Below are 26249 nucleotides of genomic sequence, written 5' to 3' on the forward strand. Positions count from 1 at the left end.
TGAGCTTTTATAAAGGAATGTAAAACATGGTTACTGAAATGAAATTAGGTCTTTGTAACCTGCCAGAACCTCTTTATTTGTAAGTGAAAAGCGGAGAATTGAACGGGGAATCTTACTTGTGATATAACTACGATATCAATAATGTCATTTCTCTAAAGTTAGACTTATTCATAATCAACCTCTCTGTAGATTAATTACTACAACTGTTTCTTCACCTGCTATTACTACGATGTTATCTGTTCGCTCATCTAAGGTAACTAGGTAAATCGGGAGATACATTTGCGTTAGCCAAGTCAAGACTCTGTATAACTGTTTCAATTGTTCTGAGGTTGGCTCCATTTCATCACTAAACTTAGGCTAAAAGCAAGTTTAAACTTTATTAAAACTACGATGTCTGACAATAAGCTGCATACAAATCTTGAAGATGCTTTGTGTAGCTTGCTTTGACCTAGAAGTACGCGTCTACGCACCCAATATTCTGATTGCCATCAAAGACTACAATAACCCTTATGGTGTAAGCTCTCAGTAAAATGGGTATGTCGGTGACGAAAAAAAAGACGCATCCATAACCTACCTTATGCTCACAACAGCTAACTTTCTTCAGTACACCCAATGGTCAGGTATAGCTACCTTGGCATTCGCTGCCTTAGCAGTTTTGGCTTTTATTTTCAAATGGGGCATCCGCTTTCGGCTGGTGGGTACGACTGGCTTTATGCTGGTGCTGACAGGTGGTTTATTTGCACTGTCGATAGTCCCCTTGAGTCGGGCTGTGATTCCAGGAGCAACGAAGTACACTCTAGTTTATGACAATGGCTCAACACAAGCGGTTATTACTACATCACCTCAAATTACACCTACGCAATTAGAAGCAACTTTACGTCAAGCAGCTAGTAATCTATTTTCTTATGGTCGTTCAGGTACACGGGAAGACGACAAGTTGACAGTTCGCGCCCGCGTGATTATCCATCCGGAAACAGGGGTTTCTGTACCAATTTACTTGGGTGAGGCCAAGCGATCGCTAGTTTCTCATCAAAATTCACCAGTCACAGTGGAAATTTACACAGACAAATTCGCCCAATTGCCAAAATCTAACGCTTAAGGGAATGGGGAATGGGGAATGGGAAAGAGTTTTCCAATGCCCCATTCCCAATGCTTGTTATCAGAATGACATAATTTATTTTGTATTTACCGATACATTAATAGTTATTATTAGATTAAGATATTCACACTTTCGTGATTCTACTGTGGAAAAAGCTCGATCAGCCTGCGGGTAATGGATACTACACAGTTGTGATTTGTCAGTTGTTATTGTAATTGCCACTATTGACATTTTTACAATTTTTTGCGGCCAAAGGAAACGGTGTGGGAGCGGACATCGATCTGTAAACCCTAACGCATCTATCCATAGCTGAAATGACCATCGACAGACGATTCAGTTCTCAATCACTTTTCTTGAGAATCTGAGAGTGGTAATGTTAGTTAATCATACGGTTATTCAAAACTTTGATAGTTCGGAATTTCAGGCTAATGGACATCACAGATTCAAGCAACGTCGTTAAATGGCTTAACCAGTTAGCGATTAGATCGGTTAAAACCTAGTTGATTCAGATGCAAGTTTGTTGCCATCTGGCAACAAGTATCTTTGGTTGCAAGTCTATTAGATTAAGAAATATCAAGGTTTTGGCAAACTAGATTATATGTCTAATCAACTTTCTACTCAACCTTCTTTGTCTACTCAAACCTCTAGTTTATTATTTACGCTCACAGTTGCCCCGGCAAAAGTCATCCGTGGTTCTGGGGTATTGCAATCAGCCGCAGCAGAGATTGCCTCTTTGGGAAGTCGTCCCTTGATTGTGGCAGGTGAATCGACTCTCGCCATTAGTCGAAAGAATTTGCAACCAGTTTTAGAAACGCAACAGTTACATCCTGTTCAAGCTTCTTATGGTGCAGATTGCTGCGAAGCTAGCCTGAAATCTTTACAGAAGAAGGCAAAAGAACATAAAGCTGATGTGATTATTGGTGTTGGTGGCGGCAAAGCCTTAGATACAGCGAAATTACTCGCGCAGCAGTTACAGTTACCAGTGGTGACAATTCCGACATCAGGGGCTACCTGTGCAGCTTGGAGTGCCTTGTCGAATGTTTATTCGGAAAATGGGGCATTTCTCTACGATGTGGGGCTGTCTCGTTGTCCCGATTTACTGATACTCGATTATGACTTGATTAAAACTGCACCACAACGGACATTAGTAGCTGGAATTGGTGATGCGATCGCTAAATGGTATGAAGCCTCTGTTAGCAGTGGGCATTTGCAAGACACCTTAATTATTGCTGCGGTGCAACAAGCAAGAGTTTTGCGAGATATCCTCTTGCAAAAGTCCGCCGCCGCCTTGAAGGAACCAGGTAGTGAAGTTTGGCGAGAAGTCGTAGATGCAAGTGTTTTATTAGCTGGGGTAGTTGGAGGACTTGGAGGGGCGCAGTGTCGCACAGTTGCTGCCCATGCCGTGCATAATGGTTTAACTCATATTTCAGGACATGGCAGTATTCATGGCGAAAAAGTTGCTTTTGGAATTTTGGTGCAACTGCGTTTAGAAGAAATGCTACAAGGCAATCAACTAGCAGCATCAGCACGACAACAGTTGTTAAAGTTCTACACAGAAATTGGACTACCCCAAAAATTAAGTGATTTGGGATTGGGCAATATTACATTAGGTGAGTTACAAACAGCCGCCGAAATTGCTCTAGTTCCTAATTCTGACATCCATCGACTACCATTTAAAGTCGCGCCAGAACAGTTGATGGCAGCAATGGTTTCCACCACTGCACCTATAGATAGTAAAGACATGAATCGAGTTTCGCCCAAGGGAATCAGTGACGAGGTTGAAGAATGAGTTTAAATTGGATTGTCCCAGCAGAACGCATACAAAAACTGCCACCTTATGTATTTGCCCGTTTAGATGAACTAAAAGCGAAAGCACGGGAACAAGGGTTAGATTTAATTGATTTGGGTATGGGAAACCCCGACGGTGCAACGCCAGCACCAGTTGTTGAAGCGGCGATCGCAGCCTTGAAAGATCCCGCCAATCACGGTTATCCGCCCTTTGAAGGCACTGCTAGTTTTCGTCGTGCCATCACTAATTGGTATCATCGCCGTTATGGTGTGGTTCTCGATCCTGATAGCGAAGCTTTGCCATTGCTGGGTTCTAAAGAAGGATTAACCCATTTAGCGATCGCCTACGTTAACCCTGGCGATTTAGTTCTGGTTCCTTCCCCAGCTTATCCTGCACATTTTCGCGGCCCGGCGATCGCTGGCGGCAAAATCCACAGTTTGATTCTCAAACCCGAAAATGACTGGTTAATTGATTTAGCTGCCATTCCTGACGAAGTTGCAAGACAAGCTAAAATTCTCTATTTCAACTATCCCAGTAATCCCACTGCTGCCACTGCCCCCCGCGAATTCTTTGAAGAAATCGTCGCCTTTGCCCGCAAATATGAAATTTTGCTGGTGCATGATTTGTGTTATGCCGAGTTAGCATTTGATGGTTATCAACCCACTAGCTTGCTAGAAATTCCCGGCGCGAAAGATATTGGTGTGGAATTTCACACCTTATCTAAAACCTACAATATGGCTGGTTGGCGCGTTGGGTTTGTGGTGGGGAACCGCCATGTAATTCAAGGTTTACGGACACTAAAAACTAACTTAGATTACGGTATTTTTTCCGCCTTGCAAAAAGCAGCCGAAACCGCCTTGCAACTACCAGATGTTTATTTGCACGAAGTACAACAACGCTACCGTACCCGCCGCGATTTCCTGATTGATGGGTTAGGAGAGTTGGGTTGGGATATCCCCAGAACCAAGGCGACAATGTATCTTTGGGTGAAGTGTCCCGTTGGTATGGGTTCCACAGATTTCGCCTTGAATGTGTTGCAGCAAACTGGCGTTGTTGTTACCCCTGGTAATGCCTTTGGGGTTGCAGGTGAAGGGTATGTCAGGATTAGTTTGATTGCAGACTGCGATCGCTTGGGTGAAGCTTTACACCGCTTTAAGCAAGCTGGTATTCGCTATCAACCTGAAAGTGTAGTCTCAGCTTCAGGTTGATAGCATTTCTTCTCGAAATTTAATTCATGCAAACCTCTGCTACCACTATTCCTCATTTAATTGCTGCTGGCTTTTATGCTCTTTCCGATCCACTCATAATTAGTATGCTGGAACTGCTACGACAGCAAGAATTATGTGTATGTGATTTGTGCAAAGCCTTGGGGGTAAATCAGTCGAAACTATCTTTTCACCTGAAAACCCTCAAGGAAACTGCTTTAGTTCACTCCCGTCAGGAAGGACGATGGATTTATTAAAGTTTGAATTTGCCCCCATTTAGCCTTTAAAAGGCATATTTGTCATAATTTCACCATAATGATGTCATCTCATCAGCACATCTCTGCTGCGATTAGCGACAAAGTGTAAGTAGTCAGAAAAATTTATCAGCAGAGATTCTTTGTCAGGACTTATAAAGAAGGTGTCGAGTTTTTAAACTTTGGCGTAAGTTGCTCTACTAACAATTACGCAAATAAAAGCCTCAAGTAATTAATTACTGAGGCAGTTCAAATAAATCTTAGCTCAATTATACCCATGAACAAGTTATTTATGAACAGTGCCCTCATTTTGTTGGCAATGTTTCCTGTTGGCTTATCTGCAATAGACTCTGTTTACGTCCCTCTTGCTTCGACAATTACGCCCGCAGCTTTAAAAGTCCTTTCTGATTTAAATTCACCAAAAGATAACCGATAAGCTATGTAGAAGGGGAGATTGCTCCCCTCCCAAACTAAAATTTAAAAACTTATGGAGCAACTAAAGATTCTTATTCTGTCAACAAATTAAGAAATAACAAGATGGTGAAAAAAGTAATGTTTGTTTGTAAGCATAAATCGCGGTGTCCAGATCCCCTACTTCTCTAAGAATTTGGGGATCTAAGGCAGGTTGCTACGACTATAAATCAAGTTTGCGATCGCTCGAACTAATTTAGCTGGCTCTACAGGTTTGGTGATATGCTGCCCAAATCCGGCGGCGATTGCCTGTTGGTAGTCAGCCTCACCAGCATAAGCTGTAAGAGCGATCGCTGGAATTGTCCCTCCTTGTTCTGGTGACATCGCTCTGATTTGACGCATCAGCATATAGCCGTCTATTTCTGGCATTCCAATGTCGCTTAACAGCAGATTTGGTTGGAACTGAGGCATAGTTTGTAATGCTTCCATAGCCGATGCTACTTGATTTACCACCGCGCCAGATTGCTCCAAAATGAAAGCAATTAACTCTCGCGTATCACGCTCATCATCCACAAGCAGAACTTTCACCCCATTTAGATTGGGTAAATCATCAGGTTGTATACAAATCTGGTGGCTATCTGGGTGAATCTTGATTATCGGTAGCATGACTGTAAAAGTTGCTCCCTGTTCTTCGCCTAAACTTTCTGCCTTAACTGTGCCTCCATGTAGCTCGACGATGTGACGAACAATAGCTAATCCTAATCCCAATCCCCCAAATTTTCTGGTAGTTGCACCATCAGCTTGTCGGAAGTAGTCAAATACGAATGGTAAAAAATCTGGGCTAATTCCCTTACCTGTATCACTGACTCGAAGTTGAACCTGAGAACCAACAGACTGTAAACTAATTTCTACCTCTCCACCTTGGGGTGTAAACTTAATCGCATTGGAAAGTAAATTCCAGATAACTTGCTGCAAGCGACCAGAATCACCAGTTACTAGGAATTTTGCATCGCACCTTTGGGATGCTGGAAGCGTAACTTGGATTTGGGATTTGAGACCGTCAGATTGGTTGTCAAAATCGATAGATTCTAAATTTCTGTGAGAATTTTCTAATCCAAAATCTAAAATCGTAAATTGCAAATTGATAGATTTGGCTTGGGCGGCTAGACGCACAGTTTCTATTGCAGATGCGATCGCAGTTTCCAGATTTACAGGAGCAATATTCAAACTCAGTTTACCTTGTAAAATGCGAGAGACATCTAGCAAGTCTTCAATTAGTTGAGTCTGAAGCTTGGCATTGCGCTCAATGGTTTCGAGAGCGCGAGTGGTGGTTGCTTCATCATACTTTTTAGTTTGCAGTAACTTTGACCATCCCAAAATCGGGTTTAGCGGCGTGCGAAGTTCGTGGGAAAGAACCGCCAAAAATTCATCTTTAATCCGGTTCGCTTGGATCAATTCTTCTTTGCGTCGCTGTAACGAAGTCATTAACTCAGCGCGTTCCAAAGCAACCGCTATCTGATCGGAGGTTGCTTGTAGTAGGGCAATCTCCCCAGAGGTAAAGTGGGTGCGGGTGCGACTGGCAAAAGAAAGGACACCAAGCAGCTTTCCCTGAGCAATTAACGGTTGACCGGCGTATGCTGTGATTTCTAAAGACTTGAGGATCTGAGCATTTGGATGAGTATAGTTCAGCACATTGTTGACGACAATTTGACGGCGTTCTTGCGCTATTAGTCCGCACATCCCTTGATTAAATTCCAGGTATTCAATTGCTTGAAATACTTCATCAGTAATGCCATTCCAAGCAACTAACCGAAGTTTCTGCTGATTTTCGTGTGTCTCAATTAGATAGTGGAAGTAAAAATGTAAATCCATTTGCGCCGAAAGTTTACCAAACAAACTGTTCATTAAATCCAACGGACGCTCTGTTGAAAGCAAATCACTGGTGGTTTCAGAGAGCAGTTTGAGTCTTTCACTGCGCTCTTGCAAAGCAAGTTCTGCAAGCTGGCGTTCACGAAGGATGCGTTCGCGTTCGGTGATGTCAACTGCAACCCCTCCTACTAGACGTTGCCCTGTCGCATTTGCAATGGGAAATTTATATACCAAAAATTCCCCTAGAGTGCCATCTGTGCGTGGGGCAGACTCAATAGTTTCGACAACCTGATTCGTCTGGGCAACTATTCTAATGTTATCAAGTAAGGGTTGAGCGATTTGGGCTGGATATAGGTCAAAAATGTTTTTATTAATCGCTTTTTTGGTTGCTACATCAAATATGCTCAGGTAAGTTGGGCTGAGGTAGAGTATACGCCCGTCTGCATTCGTAATCCATGCGGCGGCAGGAATATTGTCCATAAAAGCTTGAAATTGCTCTTGACTCTGACTCAGCGCTTTTTTAGCTTGCTTGAGGTCACTAATATCAAGAATAAATGCAACTGATTTCTGCCCAGATTCTCCTAAAAGGGAGTAGCCAACGACAACTGGGACAATAGAACCATCTTTGCGAATACATTCCTTCTCATAAGGTGTACAGGTTCCCTTTACTGTTGCCTCAGCAATAGCCAGTTCATCTAAATATTGATACTCAGGAAGCGTAATATCACTCCAGCGTAGTCTGCCTGCCTGGATATCTGCTTGGGTATAGCCTACAATTCTCAAGAACTCGTCGTTGGCTTCAGTGATACTACCATTCACATCACCAAAGATAATGCCAACTATATTTGCTTTGACAAAACTCCTGAGTCGTTCTTCACTTTCTTGGACTGCTTTCTCTGCTTGCTTGCGTAAACGAAGCTCGTCATAGACATCGCTAATATCTGTAGTGCTGCCAATAATGCGTAATGGTTTTCCATCAGCATCCCGTTGCACCACTATTCCTTGATCCAGTACATAGACGTACTGGTTATCTTGGTTGCGAATGCGATACTCAGCAGTATAGCGATCGCTATTTGCCAAAGCAATCGCCGACTCCTCTTGTACGCGTTGCAAATCCTCTGGATGGACAAGTTCTCGCCACCAATTACCTGTTGGTTCTGCAATATCGAGAGAATAGCCCAAAATCCGGGTTAACCCATCGGTTCTTTCAACAGTATCCTGTTCTACATTCCAGTCATAAATAAGACAATTGACTGCCGATGCTGCTAACTGAAAACGCTCGTTAGCTAACCTCAGACGTTCTTCCTTCTCTCGCAAGATTTGCTCGGCTTGTTTGCGTTCGCTCAAATCAACAACAAAGCCAATGACAGTTTCTTCTGTTTCTTGCACAAGGACAGAACCGAGCAAAACGGGAACTCTTGTGCCATCTTTGCAGATATATTCCTTCTCAAAGGGTTTACATACTCCGGTCGTTCTTACTTCTTCTACTGAACGCTCACTCGATAGAAGATACTCAGGTGGGGTAATTTCACGCCACTTTATTTGGTTAGCCGCCAAATCTTCTCGCGTATAGCCGACCATTTTTAGAAAAGCATCATTTGCTTCTATGATGGAGCCGTTCTTAATATCAGTAACAATGACTCCAATGATGTTGGATTTTGCCAGGCGACTAAACCGCATTTCGCTATTTTGCAACAATTTCAGGCTTGTCTCGGCCTTGCGTCTGGCATTTCGCAACTCTGAAGAGAGGGCGGTAATTAAGAAGGATACTAGTGAGAATGTGGTTAATTGTACTAAAACGTTTAGGCTGAGAAAATCGAACGAGTAGACTGGCTCCAGCAAAAAATACAGCGCAGTTGTAACAGATAATGCGATCGCTAATACTCCAAGTCTCATGCCGCCGTACCAAGCGCTGACTGCCACAGCAGCATAAAATAATGTAAATACGCTCGGATCAAAAACTGGTAGCAATAGTTGTGTCAGCAGCAGTGCCGCTATGACTGCCAGAATCATCACGCCATAAGTTAGTAACCAAGAGCGAATCATCAAAAATTTTTCGGATACTTTCAGCATCATCTTAAGAGTCCTCCCGTTGCTCCGCTTTCAGGAGATACTCGTTCAGTAGTCTTTTGCCTGGTTCGCCCATCTTCTGTAACATTTCTTCAATCAGCTTTAGTGCCATCTGCGAAGGCACTGTAGATCCGTTCTCCCAGCGATTGACTGTTCGTAGGGAAACTCCCAACTTGGCTGCAAATTTTTCCTGAGAAAGATCCAGTTGCTGCCGAAGTTCACGGATTAAATCTGAAATTTTTAGTGGCTTTTTTAGTTCCATAATAGGAAGATTAGGACAAGTGTCTTGCCATCTGGCTCCAACTTGAGGAAGAATTTAAATAATCATTAGTTATTATCAATTTCATCTTTTGGCGAAACAGCAATATCATTTATTAGTCTTAATTGCTTGTTATTCACTGATTTAACTCCTCTGCCACAGTTCTGATGAATACTCACTGTTGTAAGGTTGTGCGACCTAAGAAGCTAACTATAAAATAAATATTAAATTTTCTTGCTGTGTGATGCCAAAATAGTATAATTGCCAAGCAATTTGATGATTTTCAAGCATTACGCATTCTTGCAAATTTATGGAACGTTAAATTGCTATGCTTCATACAGAACTTAATTTTTTATATTATAAATATTCTCTTGAGCGCAATAAGAGAATAAAGAAACGAACCGCATTAGCACAACGCCTTGCAGAGAAGAACGCAAAGGGAAGACAGTTATAAAGGGTTTGTGCCTTAGTTCCGTGGATTTTTGAAAAATGGGGATGCTCCCAACGTAATCGTTGCGTGCTTATTCCAACAGGATAATTTCTCTAAACCTTCTTGTCATTAGTGTTTGAGATGCCCTTACCCTGAGTCAGATACCAATGGCAAAACTATAAAGCTATAATGCACTTTTAATCAAATGTTTGCCTGAACTTTAACCGTTTTGATTAATCAACACTCCCAAAACCTCCTCGATACTCAACTGGAAAATGCACCAGGTGAAGGCTATATATTTAGCTGGTTTGATTGGTTTTGTCTTTGGTATCCTCCAGGCTGGCTAATTTTATTTAACCGCCATTGGCAGCACTATCATACCGATACAGACGGTTGGAATTGGCTAGAATATGGACTATTTTTAATTCCTGGCGGATTTTATCTAGCGATGCTGATTCGCTGGTTGCGTCTTGGTTTCCGTTCACCCCGAAAAGAACTTGGTGAATTTGATCCCAAATATCAACAAGCCTTTCGCAAAGAAGTTCTCGGCCCCATCGTTAAATACTATTTTCGGGGAGAATTAAAACAAGTCGAAAACTTGCCGCAAACAGGGCCATTGATTGTGGCAATGAATCACGCAGGGATGAGTTTCCCTTGGGATTTTTTGACTTTGGGTTATTTATTAAGTGAAGCTAGAGGATGGGTGGTACAACCCGTAGCAAGTCCAGCATTATTTGATCATCCTTGGGTTATTTGGTGGCTACCGCCTAAATGGTCGCAGGTTTTGGGTGGTGTGCGAGCCGAATTAGATGATTTTGAGGCAACTATGGCCCAAGATAAAATCATCTTATATGCACCCGAAGGTATCCGTGGCCCTCTGAAAGGTTGGAAAAGACGCTATCAACTAGAAAAGTTTGATGTGAGTTTTGTTAAGTTGAGCGATCGCTATCATATTCCCATTCTCCCATTAGTTTGCATCGGGAGTGAGTTTTTACATCCTTGGGCTGTTAATTTCCAGAAATTGCAACGACTAGTCAAATTACCATTCTTACCTGTATCGCCTTTGATGTTTGCCTTAATTCTGTTTCCTTCAATGGGAATTTGGGCAATGAGAACTCGCTTACGTTACTATATTCAGTCTTTGGAACCAGCAGAATTACACAATTCAAACAAAGGGCGGACAGTAGCTTATCAGCAAGCACAAAAATTACGAGAAAAACTGCAATTTAAAATTAATTCAGAGACTATCGATCGAGTAAGCAAATCTTAAGTAGGGTGTGTTATGGCTTTAGCCTAACGCACCGCGACATAACCTACAAAAGTTTTATTATCATTATTGAAATAAATTTAAGTCAATCTTTTAGAAATCATTTACTTAATTATTAAATTGATTTTTCCATAATAAAATTTGTCAGCTTTTGCCCTCTCCGTTCTACCTCTTGCTGTTTCACAACAATAAAATTCTGGCTTTCAAAAAACGGTTTAGCTGTAATACTAGCTTCTGTAAATAACCTTTCAATTCCTAAAGTTCTTGCTTTGGATTCAAGCTGTTCTAAGATTTTTTTACCAATCCCTTTTCTTTGAAAATCTTTATGACAGTAAAAACGGTCAATATGCCCATTAGCCTCTAATTCCCCAAAACCGATAATTTTACCATTTTCCTCTGCTACATAAGTAAACTTACTTCCTAAACCTTTAATCCAAAGGTCAATATCCATATTTGCTGGTGCCCAAGCATCTACTTGTTCTTGTGTGTAATCATGAATGTTCACTTCATGAATAGTGTCGTAGAACAATTTCATAATTTTTTCGGTATCAGCTATTTGGTATATTCTTAATCTCATTTTTTAAAAAATTAAATATGAGTTCTATAAAAATATTATCAGCGCTAGCAAGTCTTTTGCCCTTATACAGTAGCAGAACTTACGCAAATAACACAGGTAGCAGCAAGACTATTTTAAGTCTACGTAAATCTCCCCGGAGTGCGTGTAGTTTTGCGTAAGTCCTAATCATAATTCCTCAGATTAAATCTCGTATAAAAAATTTATAGTACAAATATACTAATTTGCTGCTAAGATGCCTTAAAAGTCAGCTAGCCTTACTTGAGGTAGTATGAAAAAAATCTTAGACACGGACAAAAAACCCATTTTGCTGAAAGTCTCGCTGTTGCAGCCTACACCTGTAACTACTGCAATAGTGCCACTGCAACCCCAACAGGAAAAAATCATCAGTGAACGAGAGCGTTTGATAACACAAGTAGAGCGTATCAATCAGATGGCGGGAGAGTTGGAAGCAGCGATATTGGAGTTGAAAGCGATCGCTAACACACTGAATAGTCAAAAACGTTACCCACTCTTGAAGAAGGAGCTAGGTAAACAAATTTGTCAGTATTTCGCAATTAGTGTCCCTTGGGTGAAACGAAAACCTGACGAATCATTTATTTTGACAACGCGAAAAGTTGATTTATTCCGAGCCGAAAGGGAAGCCGCACTGCTAGCACAGCAACTTCGTCAGCAAACCAAAAAAAGATTAGCATCGCAGCGACACAGAAAAAACAAGAATGGGGCGGAGACTGACACAAGACACTTTTGCAAAAAGGCATTAGTCAACAAATCTTAAAATTATCAACATTCAACGGCAGTTCACGCCTGGGTTGTAACAGTTATGCTGATTGAAGTGGCAGAAGGAACTTCTTCGTTAAAATTGCTAGATACTACACTGCCATTGCTAATCGCCACCAACTATGGTTGCAATTAGGCAAAACTGCCCTAATATTTGCACTTCCGTAAACCAGAGTGCAACATCAGGGACAATCAATCAGCGCACAGAAGAGGTAAAAAGAAGGTGTTAAAGACACTTTTAGTAATTGCCGTTGGTTTTTTACCGTCCCTGATTTCTCTGTGGGCGATCCGCAAAACCCATGAGCGATCGCGCCTACGGATGAGGCAAGCAGCCATGAATTTTTCAGTAGTGCAGGGACGGCAAAACCTTAGACCGATTGAAAGCGATCGCTATTATTTAGAAGGGGTAGGTTATTTAATTGGCGACATCAGCTGCAAATTTAATGCCCGCTCTGGTTATATGCGTTGTGCTGTCAATCCCGACGGCCCATGTAACGGTTGCCGTCACTACGAACCTAAAGGATTACCTGGTAGCGAAAAAGAGGTTTAAAAGTACTTACTTAGGATTCAACTAAACTGATGGGGAATGATAAAATCATTACTAATTATAATAATTTGTATTTAGCAGCACTTTGAATATTTGTCTTTGCATGGTGAAATAAGAATGATTTAATAGAATTCGTGCAAAAGTATAAATCTGCGTCATTTTGTTTGTAGATTATGAAAATTACTGTGAGCTTTTGCCGAATATCTAATAACTACATGATTATTTAACGATGAACAACGCGATCGCTCAGACAACAGCATTATTATCAACTTGCGCTTTGCTACTAACAGGCTGTGGTGGCGGTAGCTCTGTGACAAATCCTCCAAATAGTACTCCAAATAACACTACAACTAACACCGCCCAGACAACGACTACATCGGGTGCGATTCCCATCGGTATTGCTTTAGCACAAACCAGTAATGTAGCATTACTCGGTCAAGAGGGCTTTGTGGGAGCCAGAATTGCCGAGAAGTATTTCAATAGTAAAGGTGGTATTAATGGCACTCCGATTAAATTAATAGCCCAAGATACTAGCGGTGATGAAGCTGGAGCAATTAACGCTTTTCAAACTTTAATTAACAAGGATAAAGTTGTCGGTATTGTTGGCCCTACTTTGTCACAACAAGCGTTTAGTGCTGACCCCATTGCCGAACGTGCTAAAGTTCCAGTTATTGGAGCATCAAATACCGCAAACGGAATTCCCGAAATTGGTGATTATGTAGCTCGTGTATCTGCCCCCGTCTCGATAGTTGCCCCTAATTCTGTGAAAGCTGCACTAAAGCAGAATCCTCAAATCAAAAAAGTGGCAGTTTTTTACGCCCAAAATGACGCATTTAATAAATCAGAAACAGAGATTTTTCAAAAAGCAGTTAAAGAACAAGGGCTAGAATTAGTAACAGTTCAAAAGTTCCAAACTACTGATACAGACTTTCAAGCCCAAGCTACCAATGCAATTAACTTAAAACCAGATTTAGTAATTATTTCGGGTCTAGCTGCTGATGGTGGTAACTTAGTGCGGCAACTGCGAGAGTTGGGTTATAAAGGCATAATTATTGGTGGTAATGGTCTAAATACACCCAATGTTTTATCAGTCTGTAAAGCCCTTTGCGATGGTGTGTTGATTGCTCAAGCTTACAGTCCTGAATATCCTGGTGAGATTAATAAGGTATTTCGCCAAACCTATATTGAGCAATATAAGAAAGAACCAGCCCAATTTACCGGTCAATCTTTTGCGGCGGTACAGGTGTATGTTGAAGCTCTGAAAGAGTTGGATAAAAAAACCAAAATCAGCACCTTACCTCTTGATAAACTGCGGACAGAATTGAACAAGCAAATACTAGCTGGAAAGTATGATACTCCTTTAGGTGAGATTGCTTTTACACCAGTAGGTGATGTGATTCAAAAAGAATTTTACGTTGCCAAGATCAAGATGGATAAAGATGGGAACAGTGGAAAATTCGTATTTATAAAATAGTTGCAACATGGATATAACTCTATTTCTGCAACAATTTTTGAACGGATTATCTATTGGTAGTATCTATGCAATTTTTGCATTGGGATATACCTTAGTTTATTCAATTTTGGGCATCATTAATTTAGCTCATGGCGCGATTTTTACCTTGGGTGCATATTTCACTTATGCCCTGATGGGTGGTAACTTTGGATTTAATGGCTTGCTAGCTAATGCAGCCTTGCCAATAAAATTGCCATTTGCTATAGCCTTAATTTTAGGAAGTACCTTGGCAGGATTGATTGGGGTAGTAATGGAACGGGTTGCTTTTCAACCTTTGCGCCGTCAAGGATCTGATCCCTTATTAACTGTTGTTTCCAGCTTGGGGGTAGCAGTGGTAATTGTGAACTTAATCCAGTATTTAGTAGGCGCAGAAAGTTACACATACCCCGCAGATACTTATGGGAATTTACCACCTTCAATTAATTTTGGTACTCCAGAAAAGGAAATTCCTATTCGCACCGTTCAGATAATAATTTTTGCTGTATCAGTTGCGATTGTGGCAATTATTACCTATTTTATAAATCGGACTAAGTATGGTAAAGCAATGCAGGCGATCGCAGAAGATCCGACTACAGCTAGTTTGTTAGGCATTAATAGCGATCGCTTTATCATCCTCACATTCTTCATCAGCAGTTTCTTAGCAGGATTAGCAGGAACCTTAGTCGCCTCTAGTGTTAGTATTGCTGGCCCATATTTCGGCATCGCTTTTGGGTTGCGGGGTTTAGCGGTAATTGTCTTAGGTGGTTTAGGTAGTATTCCTGGCGCAGTTTTAGGAGGATTACTCATTGGATTAGTTGAAGCTTTTGTACCGGCAGAATATTCCGGTTACAAAGAAGCTGTAGCCTACGGAATATTATTTATCATGTTGTTAGTTAGACCCCAAGGCTTGCTAGGTCGTCGGTTTATTCAAAAAGTTTAAAGAGACGCAGCGCGATGAAAACATACACCAAACAAAAATTAACTTTCGATCAATTTTTGGAACAGTGTCCAGAAGAAGGTTTATATGAACTTGTGGATGGGGAAATTGTAGAAGTGCGTGCAACGAGAAATCATGATGATATCGCTGATTTTATATTGTTGAGTTTCAATGATAAAATTAAACGTCTAAATCTGAATTACGTAGTAAAAAACACAGCAGTTTTAAAAACCATAACTGCCAATGGAATAGAACAAGGACGCAAGCCTGATGTCAGTGTGATAGATAAAGATGTATGGCGCTCAAATCGTTCTGCTTATTCTGCACTTGAAGAACCCATCCAGCTAGCGATCGAAGTAACATCAACTAATTGGGAAGATGACTACATTGATAAATTAGATGAATATCAACGGTTAGGTATTACAGAATATTGGATTATAGATTATCTGGCAATTGGTTCTAGAGAGTATTTGGGAAATCCCAAAGTTCCGACTGTGTTTGTTTTTTTATTAGATGCTGAGGGTAAATATCAACGCACGTATTTTAGAGGTTCCGAACGAATTGTGTCACGAACTTTTTCTGAACTGGCGTTAACAGCAGAGCAAATATTAACAGCTTAATCAAAACATTTTACAATGGCTGAATTTTTCTCTACTTATGAATCACCAATAGTCTACATGGTATTGGAGGCTTTATTAGGATTATCGCTTTATTTACCACTGATGGCTGGACAATTATCTTTGGCTAGTCCTGGATTTTATGCTTTAGGTGGATATATTGCAGCAATTTTATCTACAAAAGTTTTTCCATCTAGTAATAATTTATTTCCCATTCCATTACTTTTATTAGAAATGTTAATTGCTGGTTTAATCTCCGGTATATTAGCTGTAATAGTGGGAATTCCGGCATTAAGGTTACGGGGAATTTATTTAGCGATCGCAACTATTGCTTTTGTAGAAGTATTGCGAGTTGTATCCTTAAATTTAGATATTACAGGCGGTGCTGTAGGAATTTTTGGTATTCCTCAACCATTCCAAAGCCAAATTGAATATTTGTGGATTGCTGTACCATTACTGTTAGTTAGTATGGTATTATTTTACCGTTTAGAACGCATTCGCACAGGTAGAGCATTCATTGCCATCCGCGAAGATGAATTAGCTGCCAGTGCAATGGGAATCAACCCCACCTACTACAAAGTTTTAGCCTTTACTCTCGGAGCAATGCTTGCTGGAATTGTAGGTGTCATCAGCGCTCATTTTCTCAATACCTGGAATGCTCGACAAGGTACTTTTGATGCTAGCATCACTTATTTGACGATTGTGTTAATTGGTGGTTCTAGAACTTTTTTAGGTTCGGTAGTAGGTGCGATTGTATTAAAAGTTTTATTAGAAATTGTTTTACGAAGAATCGCCGATATACCAGGATTACCCAATTGGTTAGCCCAATTTTTACGAGATAGTAGATTAATTATTTATGGTATATTAATAGTATTAGGCACTATATTTTTTCCCCAAGGATTTGTAACTCCAGATATTTTGAAAAAATGTAAAAAGCAGTTGAGAAAGCTAATTTTCAAAACATCAAAATAGACAAGTTAATAAATAGAATACAGATAATATTATGAAGGATAAATATGATTATATTGTAATTGGTGCAGGTTCGGCTGGTTGTGTCGTCGCAAATCGGTTGACAGAAGATGCCGAAACGACTGTATTGTTGCTAGAGGCAGGCAATCCGCCTAACTTGCCAGAACACGAAATTCCTCTAGCCTGGACAAAACTTTGGGGTACAGAGGCGGACTGGGCATATTTTACAGAAGAAGAACCGTATATCAATAACCGGAAAATTTATTGTCCGCGCGGGAAAGTCTTAGGTGGCACTAGTGCGATCAATGCCATGATCTATATTCGAGGCAGTCGGGTTGATTATGACCATTGGGAGAAATTAGGCAATGTTGGTTGGAGTTATGAAGATGTGTTGCCCTATTTCCAGAAATCTGAAAATCAGCAACGAGGAGCATCTGAATTTCACGGAGTTGATGGATTGCTGAGTGTGACAGATCCTTTAGCTCCTAGCGTCATGTCACAAAAATTTCTGGAAGCCGCTATTGGACTTGGCTATGAGCGCAATCCTGATTTTAATGGCGCACAACAGCACGGAGCCGGATTTTATCAGTTGACAATTAAAGATGGTAAGCGCCACAGTACGGCGACTGCGTTTCTACTACCGATTTTGGAGCGTCCCAACTTAACCGTCACAACTGGCGCGTTAGTTACTAGATTATTGTTTGAGGGAACGCAGACTGTAGGCGTAGAATATATCCATGAGGGAACGATACACCAAGTTCGGGTAGAACAGGAAGTGATTCTAAGTGCTGGTGCGATCGATTCGCCCAAGCTGTTGATGCTCTCTGGGATTGGCAATGCAGAACATCTACAGAATTTCGACATTCCTGTAGTCCTTGATTTACCTGGTGTCGGTCAGAACCTCCAAGATCACATTCTAGTCGGCGTAGCACACGAAGCAACCCAGGATTTGCAACCCGATTTAACCAGCAATATTGCAGAAGTTGGATTGTTCCTGCATACTGAAGGTCGTTTAGATGCTGTGCCCGATTTACAGTTTTTCTCTGGCCCTGTTTTATGGACACATCCTACTTATGCACGTTCTGCGCCAGGATTCACAGCTACAGTTTGTGTGACTAATCCCGAAAGTCGTGGTAGTGTCAGTCTGAGTTCTGCTTTTTCCAAAGACCCAGCTATAATTCGGATGAATTATCTCCAAAGTGAATCTGATTTGCAAAAGCTGCTGGCAGGGGTCAAAATTATTCGGCAGATATTCCACTCAAGTGTATTTGATGAGTTGGGAGGAGAAGAAGCAGCCCCTGGTGCTGATAATAAGAGTGATGAAACACTCCTAGCTTACATCCGAGAAACTTGTGACAGTGTATACCACCCAGTTGGCACTTGTAAAATGGGAACTGACGCTGATTCAGTAGTAAACCCCGAACTAAGAGTTCATGGTGTTGCTGGATTACGTGTAGTAGATGCATCAATTATGCCAACTATTACCACGGGAAACACAAATGCACCCACAATTATGATTGGTGAAAAAGCAGCCGATTTGATTAAAGCCGCAGCGCAATGACAAATAACATTGTTTTAGAAGCCAAATCACTGACTCGCCGTTTTGGGGGTTTAGTGGCGGTGAATAATGTATCTTTTACAGTCAATCAACATGAGATTTTTGGATTAATTGGCCCTAACGGCGCTGGGAAAACAACACTGTTTAATTTGATTACAGCTTTTATTCCCCTTTCAAGTGGAGAGTTGCGCTATCAAGGTACTAATATTTCCCAACTACGCCCCCATCAAATTGCAGGTTTAGGCATTGCTCGGACTTTTCAAAATATTCGCTTATTTGGTGAATTGTCAGCGCTAGAAAATGTAATAATTGCCCGACATTTAGATAATAAAAGTAATCTATTAACAGGAGTTTTGGGATTACCACCAGCGCGTCGGGAAGAGAAAAAAAGCAGGCGAAAAGCTTTACAATTATTAGAAATGGTGGGATTGAGCGATCGCGCTGAGGAAAAAGCCAAAAACTTTGCTTACGGCGATCAGCGTCGGCTAGAAATTGCCCGTGCTTTAGCCTTAGAACCGCAAATCTTACTCCTCGACGAACCTGCGGCGGGGATGAACCCCAACGAAAAGCAGCAACTAAGTGAATTTATCCGTAGTCTGCGAGAACAGTTTAATTTGACAATTGTGCTGATTGAACACCATGTACCCTTGGTTATGGGTTTGTGCGATCGCATTGCCGTGTTAGATTTTGGGCAGTTGATTGCTTTGGGTGAACCATCTATAGTTAGAAACGACCCGGCTGTAATTGAAGCTTATTTGGGAAATGAATGATCACTAACTTGAGAATTACAAAATCTGTTGCAATTCCTCAACAATATTTGCAGTGACAATATTTCGTAAAATTGTCTTCAAACGCTCCAAATCCTGAATCTGGTTAATTTCTGGCATTAATTGTAAACCGCGATCGCTAAATTTCAACTCTAAATTAATTTCAATCGCAGAAAGTATTCCTCGTCGTTCTCCGCTTGTTTTCCCGCGTTCTTCTCCACGTGCTTCCCCTTCGCGCAAAATTTCTTGATACCAAGGTGACTCACGTAATACAGACATATCCCACCTCATGATTTCTTGAACGAGCGTATTCTCTAAAACAAACGTAGCAAAAAAAGCTAGAACTGTTTCCAGTTGTTGCGTTCGCCCTTGGCGTTAGCAAAGCCATCGCTTTCGTGTTTAATAAAAGCAAATTTGCTAAGTTTTTATATTGAAGTTGGGGAGTCGTTGATTTAATTTGGGCAGTCGTTGATTTAATTCGGGCAGTCGTTAATTGAATTCGGGCAATCGTTGATTGAATTCGGGCAGCCGTTGATTGAATTTGGGCAGCCGTTGATTGAATTCGGGCAGTCGTTGATTGAATTCGGGTAGCTGCAAAGGGCTTACGCACTCTTAAACGTGGTTTTCAGCGCTACTGTATTTTCCTCGTAGAGGAGTCGCACAGAAGCCCACACTCACCGTCGATAGCAGTGTGTAGAGTGTGTCACGCAGATATAATTGTGAGAAATTCGTCTAAAGAATTCACTGCGATCGCGCTATCCATTAAAATTTCTAATTGTTCTACATTTTTGCCCTCAAGCCTTACTTCTACTTCATGGGGAATTTCGCCAAAGCGTTGTTCCAATACTCGGATTAACTGCCGTCGCGCACCCTCTTGAATACCTCTTTGCTCAATCTCGTGATACCAAGGCGATTCTCGCAATATTGCCATATCCCACCTCATCATTTGTTGCACTAAAGGCGTTTCTAAAACAAAGCTAGCAAAAAATGCCAGCAATGATTCTAATTGGTTCAACTGTGCATCTGCTCGTAGCGCCTGTAATGCGCGTTGCACAACTGATACCTCTCCTCCTCCTCGCAGGATTGGCACAAAGGGTAACAACGATGGTAATGGTTGCTCAAACACTATTTCAGCATCGATTTCCCACAAATTAATCACGCGATAATCTTGGATGGCACGTAATCCCAAAAATTCCTGTTTGTAACTATTGACAATAGTTAAGGCGGATGGAGGCGGCAAAATATTGATCAGTACTGGATAAGTTGGCAATCGGTAGCGTTCTTGTGCCAAGGCAGCATAAGCTCTCATGCGTAGAGGCATCTGTGCTGTATAACGCAGTTGTAGTTCATTTAATACTAAAAAATCCCCGTGAGTGGCACTGTATGCCTTCACCAATACATCTGTTTCACGGCTAATCCACTGAAACTCAGAACCGAAAATTTCTTTCGCCACAACTTCAGGACGCTGTGTCACCCATTGTAACCATGCATCGGGAGCTAAATTAATTAGTCGTTTGCTACCAATATCTACTGCTTTTGCCACAGGACGCTTGATATCTTTATCAGTAATTAATAGTACATCATAAAGATTGCAGTATTCTGGCATTGGTTTTTAGGGTCAAACAAAAAGATTTTTGTTTTACTTTTAGTCGCCAGGGCTTTTCAAATATACTTTTAGACGGGCTTTTCTGCATCGCACTGTTTTAATAAATGTATGATTAATGTATGTTAGGTTTTGAATCAATATTTCTGTAAACCGCCGATGAAAGCCGATAGTAAACCAAATTATACAATTTTAGAAGTTCAAGAACTTGATGTAAATTATGGTGGTATCCAAGCTCTAAAAAAGATTAATTTAATTATTCAAAAAGGCGAAGTAGTTACTTTAATTGGTGCTAATGGTGCTGGTAAAACTACTACACTCCGCGCCATATCTAAAGTAGTTAATCCGAAGAGTGGCGTAATTTTATATAATGGACATAATATTACCCGTTGCCAAACTCACGAGGTTGTACAACTTGGTATCGCCCATTGTCCTGAAGGACGTAGAGTATTAGCGCGGCAAACAGTATTTGACAATTTACTTTTGGGTGCTTATATTCGCTCTAATCAAGCTGAGATTAAAGCAGATATTCAGCGTCAATTTGAGCTATTTCCACGTTTGTCACAAAGACGCAATCAACTAGCAGGAACCCTCAGTGGTGGTGAACAACAAATGTTAGCGATCGCACGTGCTGTTATGAGTAAACCACAACTATTACTGTTAGACGAGCCTAGCTTAGGTTTAGCACCTGCGATCGTCCGAGAAATCTTCTCAATTATTGAAAATCTTCGTGCTACAGGCGTGACTATTTTGTTAGTTGAACAAAACGCTAATTTGGCGCTACAAATTGCCGATCGCGGTTATGTCTTGGAAGCTGGTTCTATTACTTTATCAGGCGCAGCATCAGAATTAATTAGTGATGAGCGAGTGAAAAAGGCTTATTTGGGGTAAATAATTAAATGAAATTTTTGGAGATACAAAAAGATGATAAAATCACTAACTAAAATCTTTACTTTAGAAGAATTTTTAAAGCTTCAAGAAACAAAGCCTAGCTCAGAATATATCAACGGTCAAATTATTCAAAAGCCAATGCCACAGGGAAAACATAGTATTCTCCAGGGTGAACTAGTCAGTAATATCAATTCTGTAACCAAACCTCAAAAAATTGCCCTTGCATTTCCAGAATTGCGATGTACTTTTGGCGGACGTTCAATTGTCCCTGATATAGCTGTGTTTGCTTGGGAACGGATTTTATTAGACGAGCGTGGAGAAGTGGCAAATGTCTTTAAGACATATCCAGACTGGACAATTGAGATTCTTTCGCCTGAGCAAAGCCAGACTAAAGTAACTGGAAATATTCTACATTGTTTAAAACATGGTAGTCGCTTCGGTTGGCTAATTGATCCAGATGAGCATTCTGTTTTAGTTTATCCACCAAAGCAGCAACCAGAACTTTTACAAGAAGAACAAGAAATATTACCAGTTCCCGATTTAGTTAGCGATCTACAATTAACTGTAGGGCAACTATTTGGATGGTTAAAGTTATAAGCAATTGTAGAAATTCATATTTATCTTAATCTTATTGGATTTGTGAGAATTGCAACCCAGAGATCCCCGACTTCTTAAAGAAGTCGGGGATCTTGTTTCTGCGCGTTTGATTCAGGATTGCTATAGCCAATTGTGATGAATAAAACTACACTAACGGCACTGATAACTTTTCCAAATCATTTATATTGTTAATAATTATTACGATTTTTGTCTTATATTAATATTTGCAGCCCTCCTTGCAGATATCTATATATTTGTTTAGCGGCGAATTCTATTCACCGGAATCATTAAACCCATGAGTCAAATAGTCTGGATAGCAAGACACGCTAACCGTCTCGATTTCGTAAACCCCGATTGGTTTCTCACCGCCGAACGGCGCTACGATCCACCTTTGTCTGATGATGGTATGGTGCAGGCACAACAGTTAGCTAGACGATTGAAAAAAGAAAACATTGGTCATATTTTTGCTTCCCCTTTCCTGCGAACCGTACAAACGGCAAACGCAGTTGCAGAATTGCTCAACTTGCCAATTAAATTGGAAACAGGTTTGAGTGAATGGCTAAATCCAGTTTGGATGACGGAAGAACCCGAAAGACTGTCAACTCCAGCATTGGCAGAGTTATTCCCCAGAATTGACAGCAGTTATACCTCGCGCATCGCTGCCAAATATCCTGAAACTCACGAAAAAGTGCGAGAACGTTCTGGGCAAACTGCGAGATGTTTAGCTACTGAGTTCTTCCCAGAGGATATCCTGCTAGTAGCACATGGGGCATCTGTGTTGGGGGGAGCAATGGGGCTAGTGGGGGAAATTGCCAAAACAGAAGTCAAGGCTTCTTTATGTTCGTTGGTAAAAGTGGTACGCGAAGATCCAGAATGGTTCTTAGAACTAACGGGAGATACTTCCCATTTAACCCACATAGAAGAAGTTATTCGATTTGCTTAAACCTCTGATAGTTATTTGTGTTCATGACTTCTGCTAGGTTGGGTATATCCTACAAAAAAAGTAATTAATTCGCGAATAAGTTCTATGACTTTATTACTAGCAGGAGACATCGGCGGTACGAAAACTATTCTGCAATTGGTTGAAACATCAGCTTCACCAGGTTTACATACTATTTATCAGGAAAGTTACCACAGTGCTGATTTTCCCGATTTAGTACCGATAGTGCAGCAGTTTTTAATCAAAGCTAATACACCAATACCAAAAAAGGCTTGTTTTGCGATCGCAGGGCCCATTGTCAAAAATACTGCCAAACTTACCAATTTAGCCTGGTTCCTAGATACCGAACGGTTAGAAGAAGAATTGGGTATCCCACATATTTCTTTGATTAACGACTTTGCCGCCGTTGGCTATGGCATTTCAGGTTTACAAAAACAAGACTTGCTGACGTTGCAAGTTGGCAAATCTCAACCCGAAGCCCCCATTGGAATTATTGGTGCTGGTACTGGCTTAGGGCAAGGATTTTTAATTAAACAGGGAAACCACTATCAAGTTTTTCCCTCAGAAGGTGGACACGCTGACTTTGCCCCTCGAAACGAGATCGAGTTTCAATTGTTGAAATACCTGCTGGATAAACATGATATCCAACGCATTTCTGTAGAACGGGTAGTTTCTGGAATGGGAATTGTGGCGATTTATCAATTTTTGCGCGATCGCAAATTTGCCGCCGAATCACCAGATATTGCCAAAATCGTCAGAACTTGGGAACAAGAAGCTGGACAGGAAGAAAAAAGTGTCGATCCCGGTGCTGCTATTGGTACAGCCGCATTGCAAGGTAGCGATCGCCTTTCCGAACAAACCTTGCAATTATTTATAGACGCTTATGGTGCAGAAGCCGGCAATCTCGCCCTTAAACTCCTACCTTATGGTGGCTTATACATTGCTGGTGGGATTGCGCCCAAAATTCTCCCCTTAATCCAAAATAGCGGTTTCTTATTAAACTTCACCCAAAAAGGCAGGATGCGCCGCCTTCTCGAAGAAATACCTGTGTATATTATCCTCAACCCACAAGTGGGGCTAATAGGTGCTGCTTTATGTGCTGCTAGGTTATAACAGCTAGCATCATCAGTGAGATCAGCATCTCAAAAGGTAAAACTTATGACAGTTAAAAGTCTGTTGCCATTAATCGCCGCCACCTTTATCTGTGGTGGTTCTATTCTCGTGGAAGCGCGTCAACCTAAACCTCCGGCGGTTGTTGTCAAACCAACCGTCTCTAAAACCGTGCAGCCACAATGGAAGGTATACACCGCTCCAGATGGTCGCTTTACTATTTTGATGCCGGGAAGACCCAACAGAAATACCGAATTCCAAAAAACTTATATGGGGGAAATTACCTTAGAAATATTTGCCGCACAACCGCCAAAACAGGAAGTAGCATACATAGTTGTTTACAATGATTTTCCATATAGTTATGGTAAAATAACCGACCCACAAGCTGTACTGAATAATGCACGAGATATGGCTTTAAAGACTACGAAAAGCAATTTAATTAGTCAAAGAAATATTCGTAGTTATAATAATCATCCTGGCAAAGAAATTGAGTACATCAATTCTGGAGGAAAAATCACTAGAAGTAGAATGTATGTTGCCGAAGGAAGGTTATATCAAGTAATGGCAATAACTACAAAAAAACAGCAGAAGACATTAGCTAAAACTATTACTGGGTATTTAAATTCCTTCAATTTAGTTTTGAAAAAGTGAAATAACTAAACTTCTATCATGTTAGCCTTGGAATCAATTGTGCGGTTAATATAGCGCTTTTTCTTTGTATGCAATAAACTTTGACCTCACTTCAATTCCTCTTTCCTAAAAAGCTACGGTGGTGTAAACAAGTAGAATTTACCCCCCTTAATTCCCCCTTGGAAAGGGGGGAAAAAGAAATCTAGTTTCCTCCCCTTTATAAGGCTAAGGTGTACACACAAGTCTTTAAGAGTTGCCCCATAAGCTTTTGATCCCCCCAACCCCCCTTAAAAAGGGGGGCAAGAACCTCTCAAAGTCCTCCAATTTATCGGAGGATTTAGGAGGATCTACAATATTTTGGTTTTGTGGAGAGATGTGTGTACACCGTGGACTTTATAAGGGGAGGGTTAGGGTGGGGTAAAACTGATACTAAAACCTCGTTTTCTTACAGATTCCGCGATATACCACAAACTGGATAAAAAATTTTAGATTGTCGCTAACAATATTTTTCCATTAACTCCAAACTTCTAAATCCTAAAATCTGCTCTATTTTAATTATTTAATTTTTTTAGCTCATTTTATACAATTTATACGCTACTCAACCGCTTACTCAAACATGATTTCTAACGCTAGGATGTCATGATAGAAAATTGTTAGAAAAATTACACGCAACCAAGTGAAATAAATGGCTGATATTAGTGATCGTGCCGTAACTTCTGGTTCTTTTAGCACCCTAGTTGATGCAATCAAGGCTGCCAATCTCATAGATACCCTCAAAGGGGTTGACTCATTTATCGCCTCTGCATCTACAGACCAAGCATTCGCAAAGCTTCCAGCCGGTACTATAGAGACATTGCTTGAAAATCTTAATAAGATCCAGGAACTCCTGACGTATCACGTGGTTTCTGGTAAGGTGATGCCCATAAAGTCGGTTGAAAGTTCAAGTTTTAAAATTGACCCTTTCAATAGTTTCAATGCAGATTATAATTCACAGGCTCAAAATCCGATGCTGCTGATGATAACAGTGTCATCCACATCATTGTTGGTTCCTCGGTGAATAAATATATATATAGATAGGGAATAACATCTGTGAGTTAAAAACGATTTATAGTCCCTATCTCATTACTATAGGAATCCGGTTTGATTTTTGAAAAGATATGTAGTGCCGTGGTACAGCTAAAATACAATACAGTTCAGATAAGACCAAAACACTTGTAGAGACCGCGATTTATCGCGTCTCGAAAACCCAAAATTTTTGCCAGTAGCCCTTAACCCAAGCGTATTGAGCTAAAATATTTCGATCAAAAAATTTCTAAATAATTAGACATTTTATATATGAATATTTCTGAACTTTTGATTATCCTATACTTCCTTGAAGTATAAAATAATTCAGGATTTTTTTTAATTGATAATAAAATCATCTTTTTATGTTAAACCTCGTCTACCCTGAGAGCCGTAGTTTTGTAGCGACTGTCTTGAATGTCAAGTGCGATCGTTAACAAAAAACTGGAACTGTGAACATTGACGCAACTGGGGAACGCTGCGCTAGATTCGGTGGTGGCTGGTACGGGCATTGAGATTTTA

Annotated in this window: 24 protein-coding genes and 3 pseudogenes; 20 read left to right on the forward strand and 7 right to left on the reverse strand. The window is 40.7% G+C overall.

Annotation, left to right across the window (positions count from 1 at the left end):
- Positions 1–174: 174 nt before the first annotated feature.
- Positions 175–339 (reverse strand): DUF6888 family protein, encoded by a 165-nt coding sequence (locus IQ274_RS21955; RefSeq protein ID WP_167306184.1) that lies wholly within the window; start codon positions 337–339, stop codon positions 175–177.
- Positions 340–577: 238 nt separating this feature from the next.
- Between IQ274_RS21955 and IQ274_RS21960 the strand changes: the two genes are divergently transcribed.
- The 5 genes and pseudogenes from IQ274_RS21960 (at position 578) to IQ274_RS21980 (ending at position 4783) form a co-directional block, all read left to right on the forward strand.
- Entirely contained in the window at positions 578–1099 is a 522-nt protein-coding gene (locus IQ274_RS21960; RefSeq protein ID WP_163927688.1) for a Ycf51 family protein, read from the forward strand.
- A gap of 598 nt (positions 1100–1697) precedes the next feature.
- Complete coding sequence (locus IQ274_RS21965) at positions 1698–2888, forward strand: iron-containing alcohol dehydrogenase family protein (RefSeq protein WP_194143407.1); 1191 nt, start codon at positions 1698–1700, stop codon at positions 2886–2888.
- On the forward strand, positions 2885–4096 hold the full coding sequence (locus IQ274_RS21970; protein WP_163927690.1) for an aspartate aminotransferase: 1212 nt from the start codon (positions 2885–2887) through the stop codon (positions 4094–4096). Before IQ274_RS21965 ends, IQ274_RS21970 begins: the two co-directional genes overlap by 4 nt.
- A 26-nt stretch (positions 4097–4122) precedes the next feature.
- Positions 4123–4347, forward strand: a pseudogene (locus tag IQ274_RS21975) (ArsR/SmtB family transcription factor); the annotation flags it as partial.
- A gap of 292 nt (positions 4348–4639) precedes the next feature.
- Positions 4640–4783: a hypothetical protein gene (locus IQ274_RS21980; RefSeq protein WP_163927692.1), complete on the forward strand. Its 144-nt coding sequence runs from the start codon at positions 4640–4642 to the stop codon at positions 4781–4783.
- A 179-nt stretch (positions 4784–4962) separates the two neighbouring features.
- Here IQ274_RS21980 and IQ274_RS21985 read toward each other — a convergent pair whose 3' ends face one another.
- Together IQ274_RS21985 and IQ274_RS21990 are read right to left on the reverse strand one after the other, a co-directional pair.
- On the reverse strand, positions 4963–8703 hold the full coding sequence (locus IQ274_RS21985; protein WP_194143409.1) for a PAS domain S-box protein: 3741 nt from the start codon (positions 8701–8703) through the stop codon (positions 4963–4965).
- 1 nt (position 8704) lies between these two features.
- Positions 8705–8959 carry a helix-turn-helix domain-containing protein gene (locus tag IQ274_RS21990; RefSeq protein WP_114082362.1) on the reverse strand — a complete coding sequence of 85 codons (255 nt, stop codon included), beginning with the start codon at positions 8957–8959 and terminating at the stop codon, positions 8705–8707.
- A 656-nt stretch (positions 8960–9615) separates the two neighbouring features.
- Between IQ274_RS21990 and IQ274_RS21995 the strand changes: the two genes are divergently transcribed.
- Complete coding sequence (locus IQ274_RS21995; RefSeq protein WP_194143410.1) at positions 9616–10656, forward strand: 1-acyl-sn-glycerol-3-phosphate acyltransferase; 1041 nt, start codon at positions 9616–9618, stop codon at positions 10654–10656.
- 112 nt (positions 10657–10768) lie between these two features.
- Here IQ274_RS21995 and IQ274_RS22000 read toward each other — a convergent pair whose 3' ends face one another.
- Positions 10769–11230 carry a GNAT family N-acetyltransferase gene (locus IQ274_RS22000; protein ID WP_194143411.1) on the reverse strand — a complete coding sequence of 154 codons (462 nt, stop codon included), beginning with the start codon at positions 11228–11230 and terminating at the stop codon, positions 10769–10771.
- Between the two features lie 268 nt (positions 11231–11498).
- On the opposite strand from IQ274_RS22000, the gene IQ274_RS22005 reads away from it, so the two are divergent.
- From IQ274_RS22005 to IQ274_RS22040, 8 genes are all read left to right on the forward strand, one after another.
- Positions 11499–12005, forward strand: coding sequence for a hypothetical protein (locus tag IQ274_RS22005; protein ID WP_012411376.1), 507 nt, complete (start codon positions 11499–11501; stop codon positions 12003–12005).
- Positions 12006–12230: 225 nt separating this feature from the next.
- Complete coding sequence (locus IQ274_RS22010; RefSeq protein ID WP_194143412.1) at positions 12231–12557, forward strand: DUF6464 family protein; 327 nt, start codon at positions 12231–12233, stop codon at positions 12555–12557.
- 226 nt (positions 12558–12783) lie between these two features.
- On the forward strand, positions 12784–14028 hold the full coding sequence (locus IQ274_RS22015) for an ABC transporter substrate-binding protein (RefSeq protein WP_194143413.1): 1245 nt from the start codon (positions 12784–12786) through the stop codon (positions 14026–14028).
- A gap of 7 nt (positions 14029–14035) precedes the next feature.
- Complete coding sequence (locus IQ274_RS22020; RefSeq protein WP_163927698.1) at positions 14036–14986, forward strand: branched-chain amino acid ABC transporter permease; 951 nt, start codon at positions 14036–14038, stop codon at positions 14984–14986.
- Positions 14987–15000: 14 nt separating this feature from the next.
- A complete protein-coding gene (locus tag IQ274_RS22025) occupies positions 15001–15603 on the forward strand; it encodes a Uma2 family endonuclease (protein ID WP_194143414.1) in 603 nt (200 codons plus the stop codon).
- A gap of 15 nt (positions 15604–15618) precedes the next feature.
- Positions 15619–16572, forward strand: coding sequence for a branched-chain amino acid ABC transporter permease (locus tag IQ274_RS22030; RefSeq protein WP_194143415.1), 954 nt, complete (start codon positions 15619–15621; stop codon positions 16570–16572).
- 31 nt (positions 16573–16603) lie between these two features.
- A complete protein-coding gene (locus tag IQ274_RS22035; RefSeq protein WP_194143416.1) occupies positions 16604–18130 on the forward strand; it encodes a GMC family oxidoreductase in 1527 nt (508 codons plus the stop codon).
- Positions 18127–18897 (forward strand): ABC transporter ATP-binding protein, encoded by a 771-nt coding sequence (locus IQ274_RS22040; RefSeq protein WP_194143417.1) that lies wholly within the window; start codon positions 18127–18129, stop codon positions 18895–18897. Before IQ274_RS22035 ends, IQ274_RS22040 begins: the two co-directional genes overlap by 4 nt.
- A 15-nt stretch (positions 18898–18912) precedes the next feature.
- On the opposite strand, the pseudogene IQ274_RS22045 reads toward IQ274_RS22040, so the two are convergent.
- From IQ274_RS22045 to IQ274_RS22055, 3 genes and pseudogenes are all read right to left on the reverse strand, one after another.
- Positions 18913–19251: pseudogene (locus IQ274_RS22045) on the reverse strand (transposase); the annotation flags it as partial.
- Positions 19157–19504: a hypothetical protein gene (locus IQ274_RS22050; protein ID WP_194143419.1), complete on the reverse strand. Its 348-nt coding sequence runs from the start codon at positions 19502–19504 to the stop codon at positions 19157–19159. The gene IQ274_RS22050 and the pseudogene IQ274_RS22045, both read right to left, overlap by 95 nt.
- Positions 19505–19597: 93 nt before the next feature.
- Positions 19598–20437, reverse strand: a complete 840-nt coding sequence (locus IQ274_RS22055; protein WP_194143428.1) for a DUF4351 domain-containing protein — start codon at positions 20435–20437, stop codon at positions 19598–19600.
- A gap of 219 nt (positions 20438–20656) precedes the next feature.
- Between IQ274_RS22055 and IQ274_RS22060 the strand changes: the two genes are divergently transcribed.
- From IQ274_RS22060 to IQ274_RS22085, 6 genes and pseudogenes are all read left to right on the forward strand, one after another.
- Positions 20657–21388, forward strand: a complete 732-nt coding sequence (locus tag IQ274_RS22060; protein WP_194143429.1) for an ABC transporter ATP-binding protein — start codon at positions 20657–20659, stop codon at positions 21386–21388.
- A 33-nt stretch (positions 21389–21421) separates the two neighbouring features.
- The gene (locus IQ274_RS22065; RefSeq protein ID WP_194143420.1) at positions 21422–21985 is read left to right on the forward strand and encodes a Uma2 family endonuclease; all 564 of its coding nucleotides are present in this window, start codon (positions 21422–21424) and stop codon (positions 21983–21985) included.
- 295 nt (positions 21986–22280) lie between these two features.
- On the forward strand, positions 22281–22928 hold the full coding sequence (locus IQ274_RS22070) for a histidine phosphatase family protein (RefSeq protein WP_194143421.1): 648 nt from the start codon (positions 22281–22283) through the stop codon (positions 22926–22928).
- 84 nt (positions 22929–23012) lie between these two features.
- The gene (locus IQ274_RS22075) at positions 23013–24038 is read left to right on the forward strand and encodes a glucokinase (protein WP_194143422.1); all 1026 of its coding nucleotides are present in this window, start codon (positions 23013–23015) and stop codon (positions 24036–24038) included.
- Positions 24039–24083: 45 nt separating this feature from the next.
- Entirely contained in the window at positions 24084–24686 is a 603-nt protein-coding gene (locus IQ274_RS22080) for a hypothetical protein (protein ID WP_163927709.1), read from the forward strand.
- Positions 24687–25350: 664 nt separating this feature from the next.
- Positions 25351–25742: pseudogene (locus IQ274_RS22085) on the forward strand (fasciclin domain-containing protein).
- The last annotated feature ends 507 nt before the right edge of the window (positions 25743–26249 follow it).

Origin of the sequence: Nostoc sp. LEGE 12447, assembly GCF_015206985.1 — a bacterium.
GTDB lineage: Bacteria > Cyanobacteriota > Cyanobacteriia > Cyanobacteriales > Nostocaceae > Nostoc.

Coding starts and splice junctions, on each gene's coding strand:
- IQ274_RS21955 (WP_167306184.1), bottom strand. CDS start 339: ATGGAGCCAACCTCAGAACAATTGAAACAGTTATACAGAGTCTTGACT.
- IQ274_RS21960 (WP_163927688.1), top strand. CDS start 578: ATGCTCACAACAGCTAACTTTCTTCAGTACACCCAATGGTCAGGTATA.
- IQ274_RS21965 (WP_194143407.1), top strand. CDS start 1,698: ATGTCTAATCAACTTTCTACTCAACCTTCTTTGTCTACTCAAACCTCT.
- IQ274_RS21970 (WP_163927690.1), top strand. CDS start 2,885: ATGAGTTTAAATTGGATTGTCCCAGCAGAACGCATACAAAAACTGCCA.
- IQ274_RS21980 (WP_163927692.1), top strand. CDS start 4,640: ATGAACAGTGCCCTCATTTTGTTGGCAATGTTTCCTGTTGGCTTATCT.
- IQ274_RS21985 (WP_194143409.1), bottom strand. CDS start 8,703: ATGATGCTGAAAGTATCCGAAAAATTTTTGATGATTCGCTCTTGGTTA.
- IQ274_RS21990 (WP_114082362.1), bottom strand. CDS start 8,959: ATGGAACTAAAAAAGCCACTAAAAATTTCAGATTTAATCCGTGAACTT.
- IQ274_RS22000 (WP_194143411.1), bottom strand. CDS start 11,230: ATGAGATTAAGAATATACCAAATAGCTGATACCGAAAAAATTATGAAA.
- IQ274_RS22005 (WP_012411376.1), top strand. CDS start 11,499: ATGAAAAAAATCTTAGACACGGACAAAAAACCCATTTTGCTGAAAGTC.
- IQ274_RS22015 (WP_194143413.1), top strand. CDS start 12,784: ATGAACAACGCGATCGCTCAGACAACAGCATTATTATCAACTTGCGCT.
- IQ274_RS22020 (WP_163927698.1), top strand. CDS start 14,036: ATGGATATAACTCTATTTCTGCAACAATTTTTGAACGGATTATCTATT.
- IQ274_RS22025 (WP_194143414.1), top strand. CDS start 15,001: ATGAAAACATACACCAAACAAAAATTAACTTTCGATCAATTTTTGGAA.
- IQ274_RS22030 (WP_194143415.1), top strand. CDS start 15,619: ATGGCTGAATTTTTCTCTACTTATGAATCACCAATAGTCTACATGGTA.
- IQ274_RS22035 (WP_194143416.1), top strand. CDS start 16,604: ATGAAGGATAAATATGATTATATTGTAATTGGTGCAGGTTCGGCTGGT.
- IQ274_RS22040 (WP_194143417.1), top strand. CDS start 18,127: ATGACAAATAACATTGTTTTAGAAGCCAAATCACTGACTCGCCGTTTT.
- IQ274_RS22060 (WP_194143429.1), top strand. CDS start 20,657: ATGAAAGCCGATAGTAAACCAAATTATACAATTTTAGAAGTTCAAGAA.
- IQ274_RS22065 (WP_194143420.1), top strand. CDS start 21,422: ATGATAAAATCACTAACTAAAATCTTTACTTTAGAAGAATTTTTAAAG.
- IQ274_RS22070 (WP_194143421.1), top strand. CDS start 22,281: ATGAGTCAAATAGTCTGGATAGCAAGACACGCTAACCGTCTCGATTTC.
- IQ274_RS22075 (WP_194143422.1), top strand. CDS start 23,013: ATGACTTTATTACTAGCAGGAGACATCGGCGGTACGAAAACTATTCTG.
- IQ274_RS22080 (WP_163927709.1), top strand. CDS start 24,084: ATGACAGTTAAAAGTCTGTTGCCATTAATCGCCGCCACCTTTATCTGT.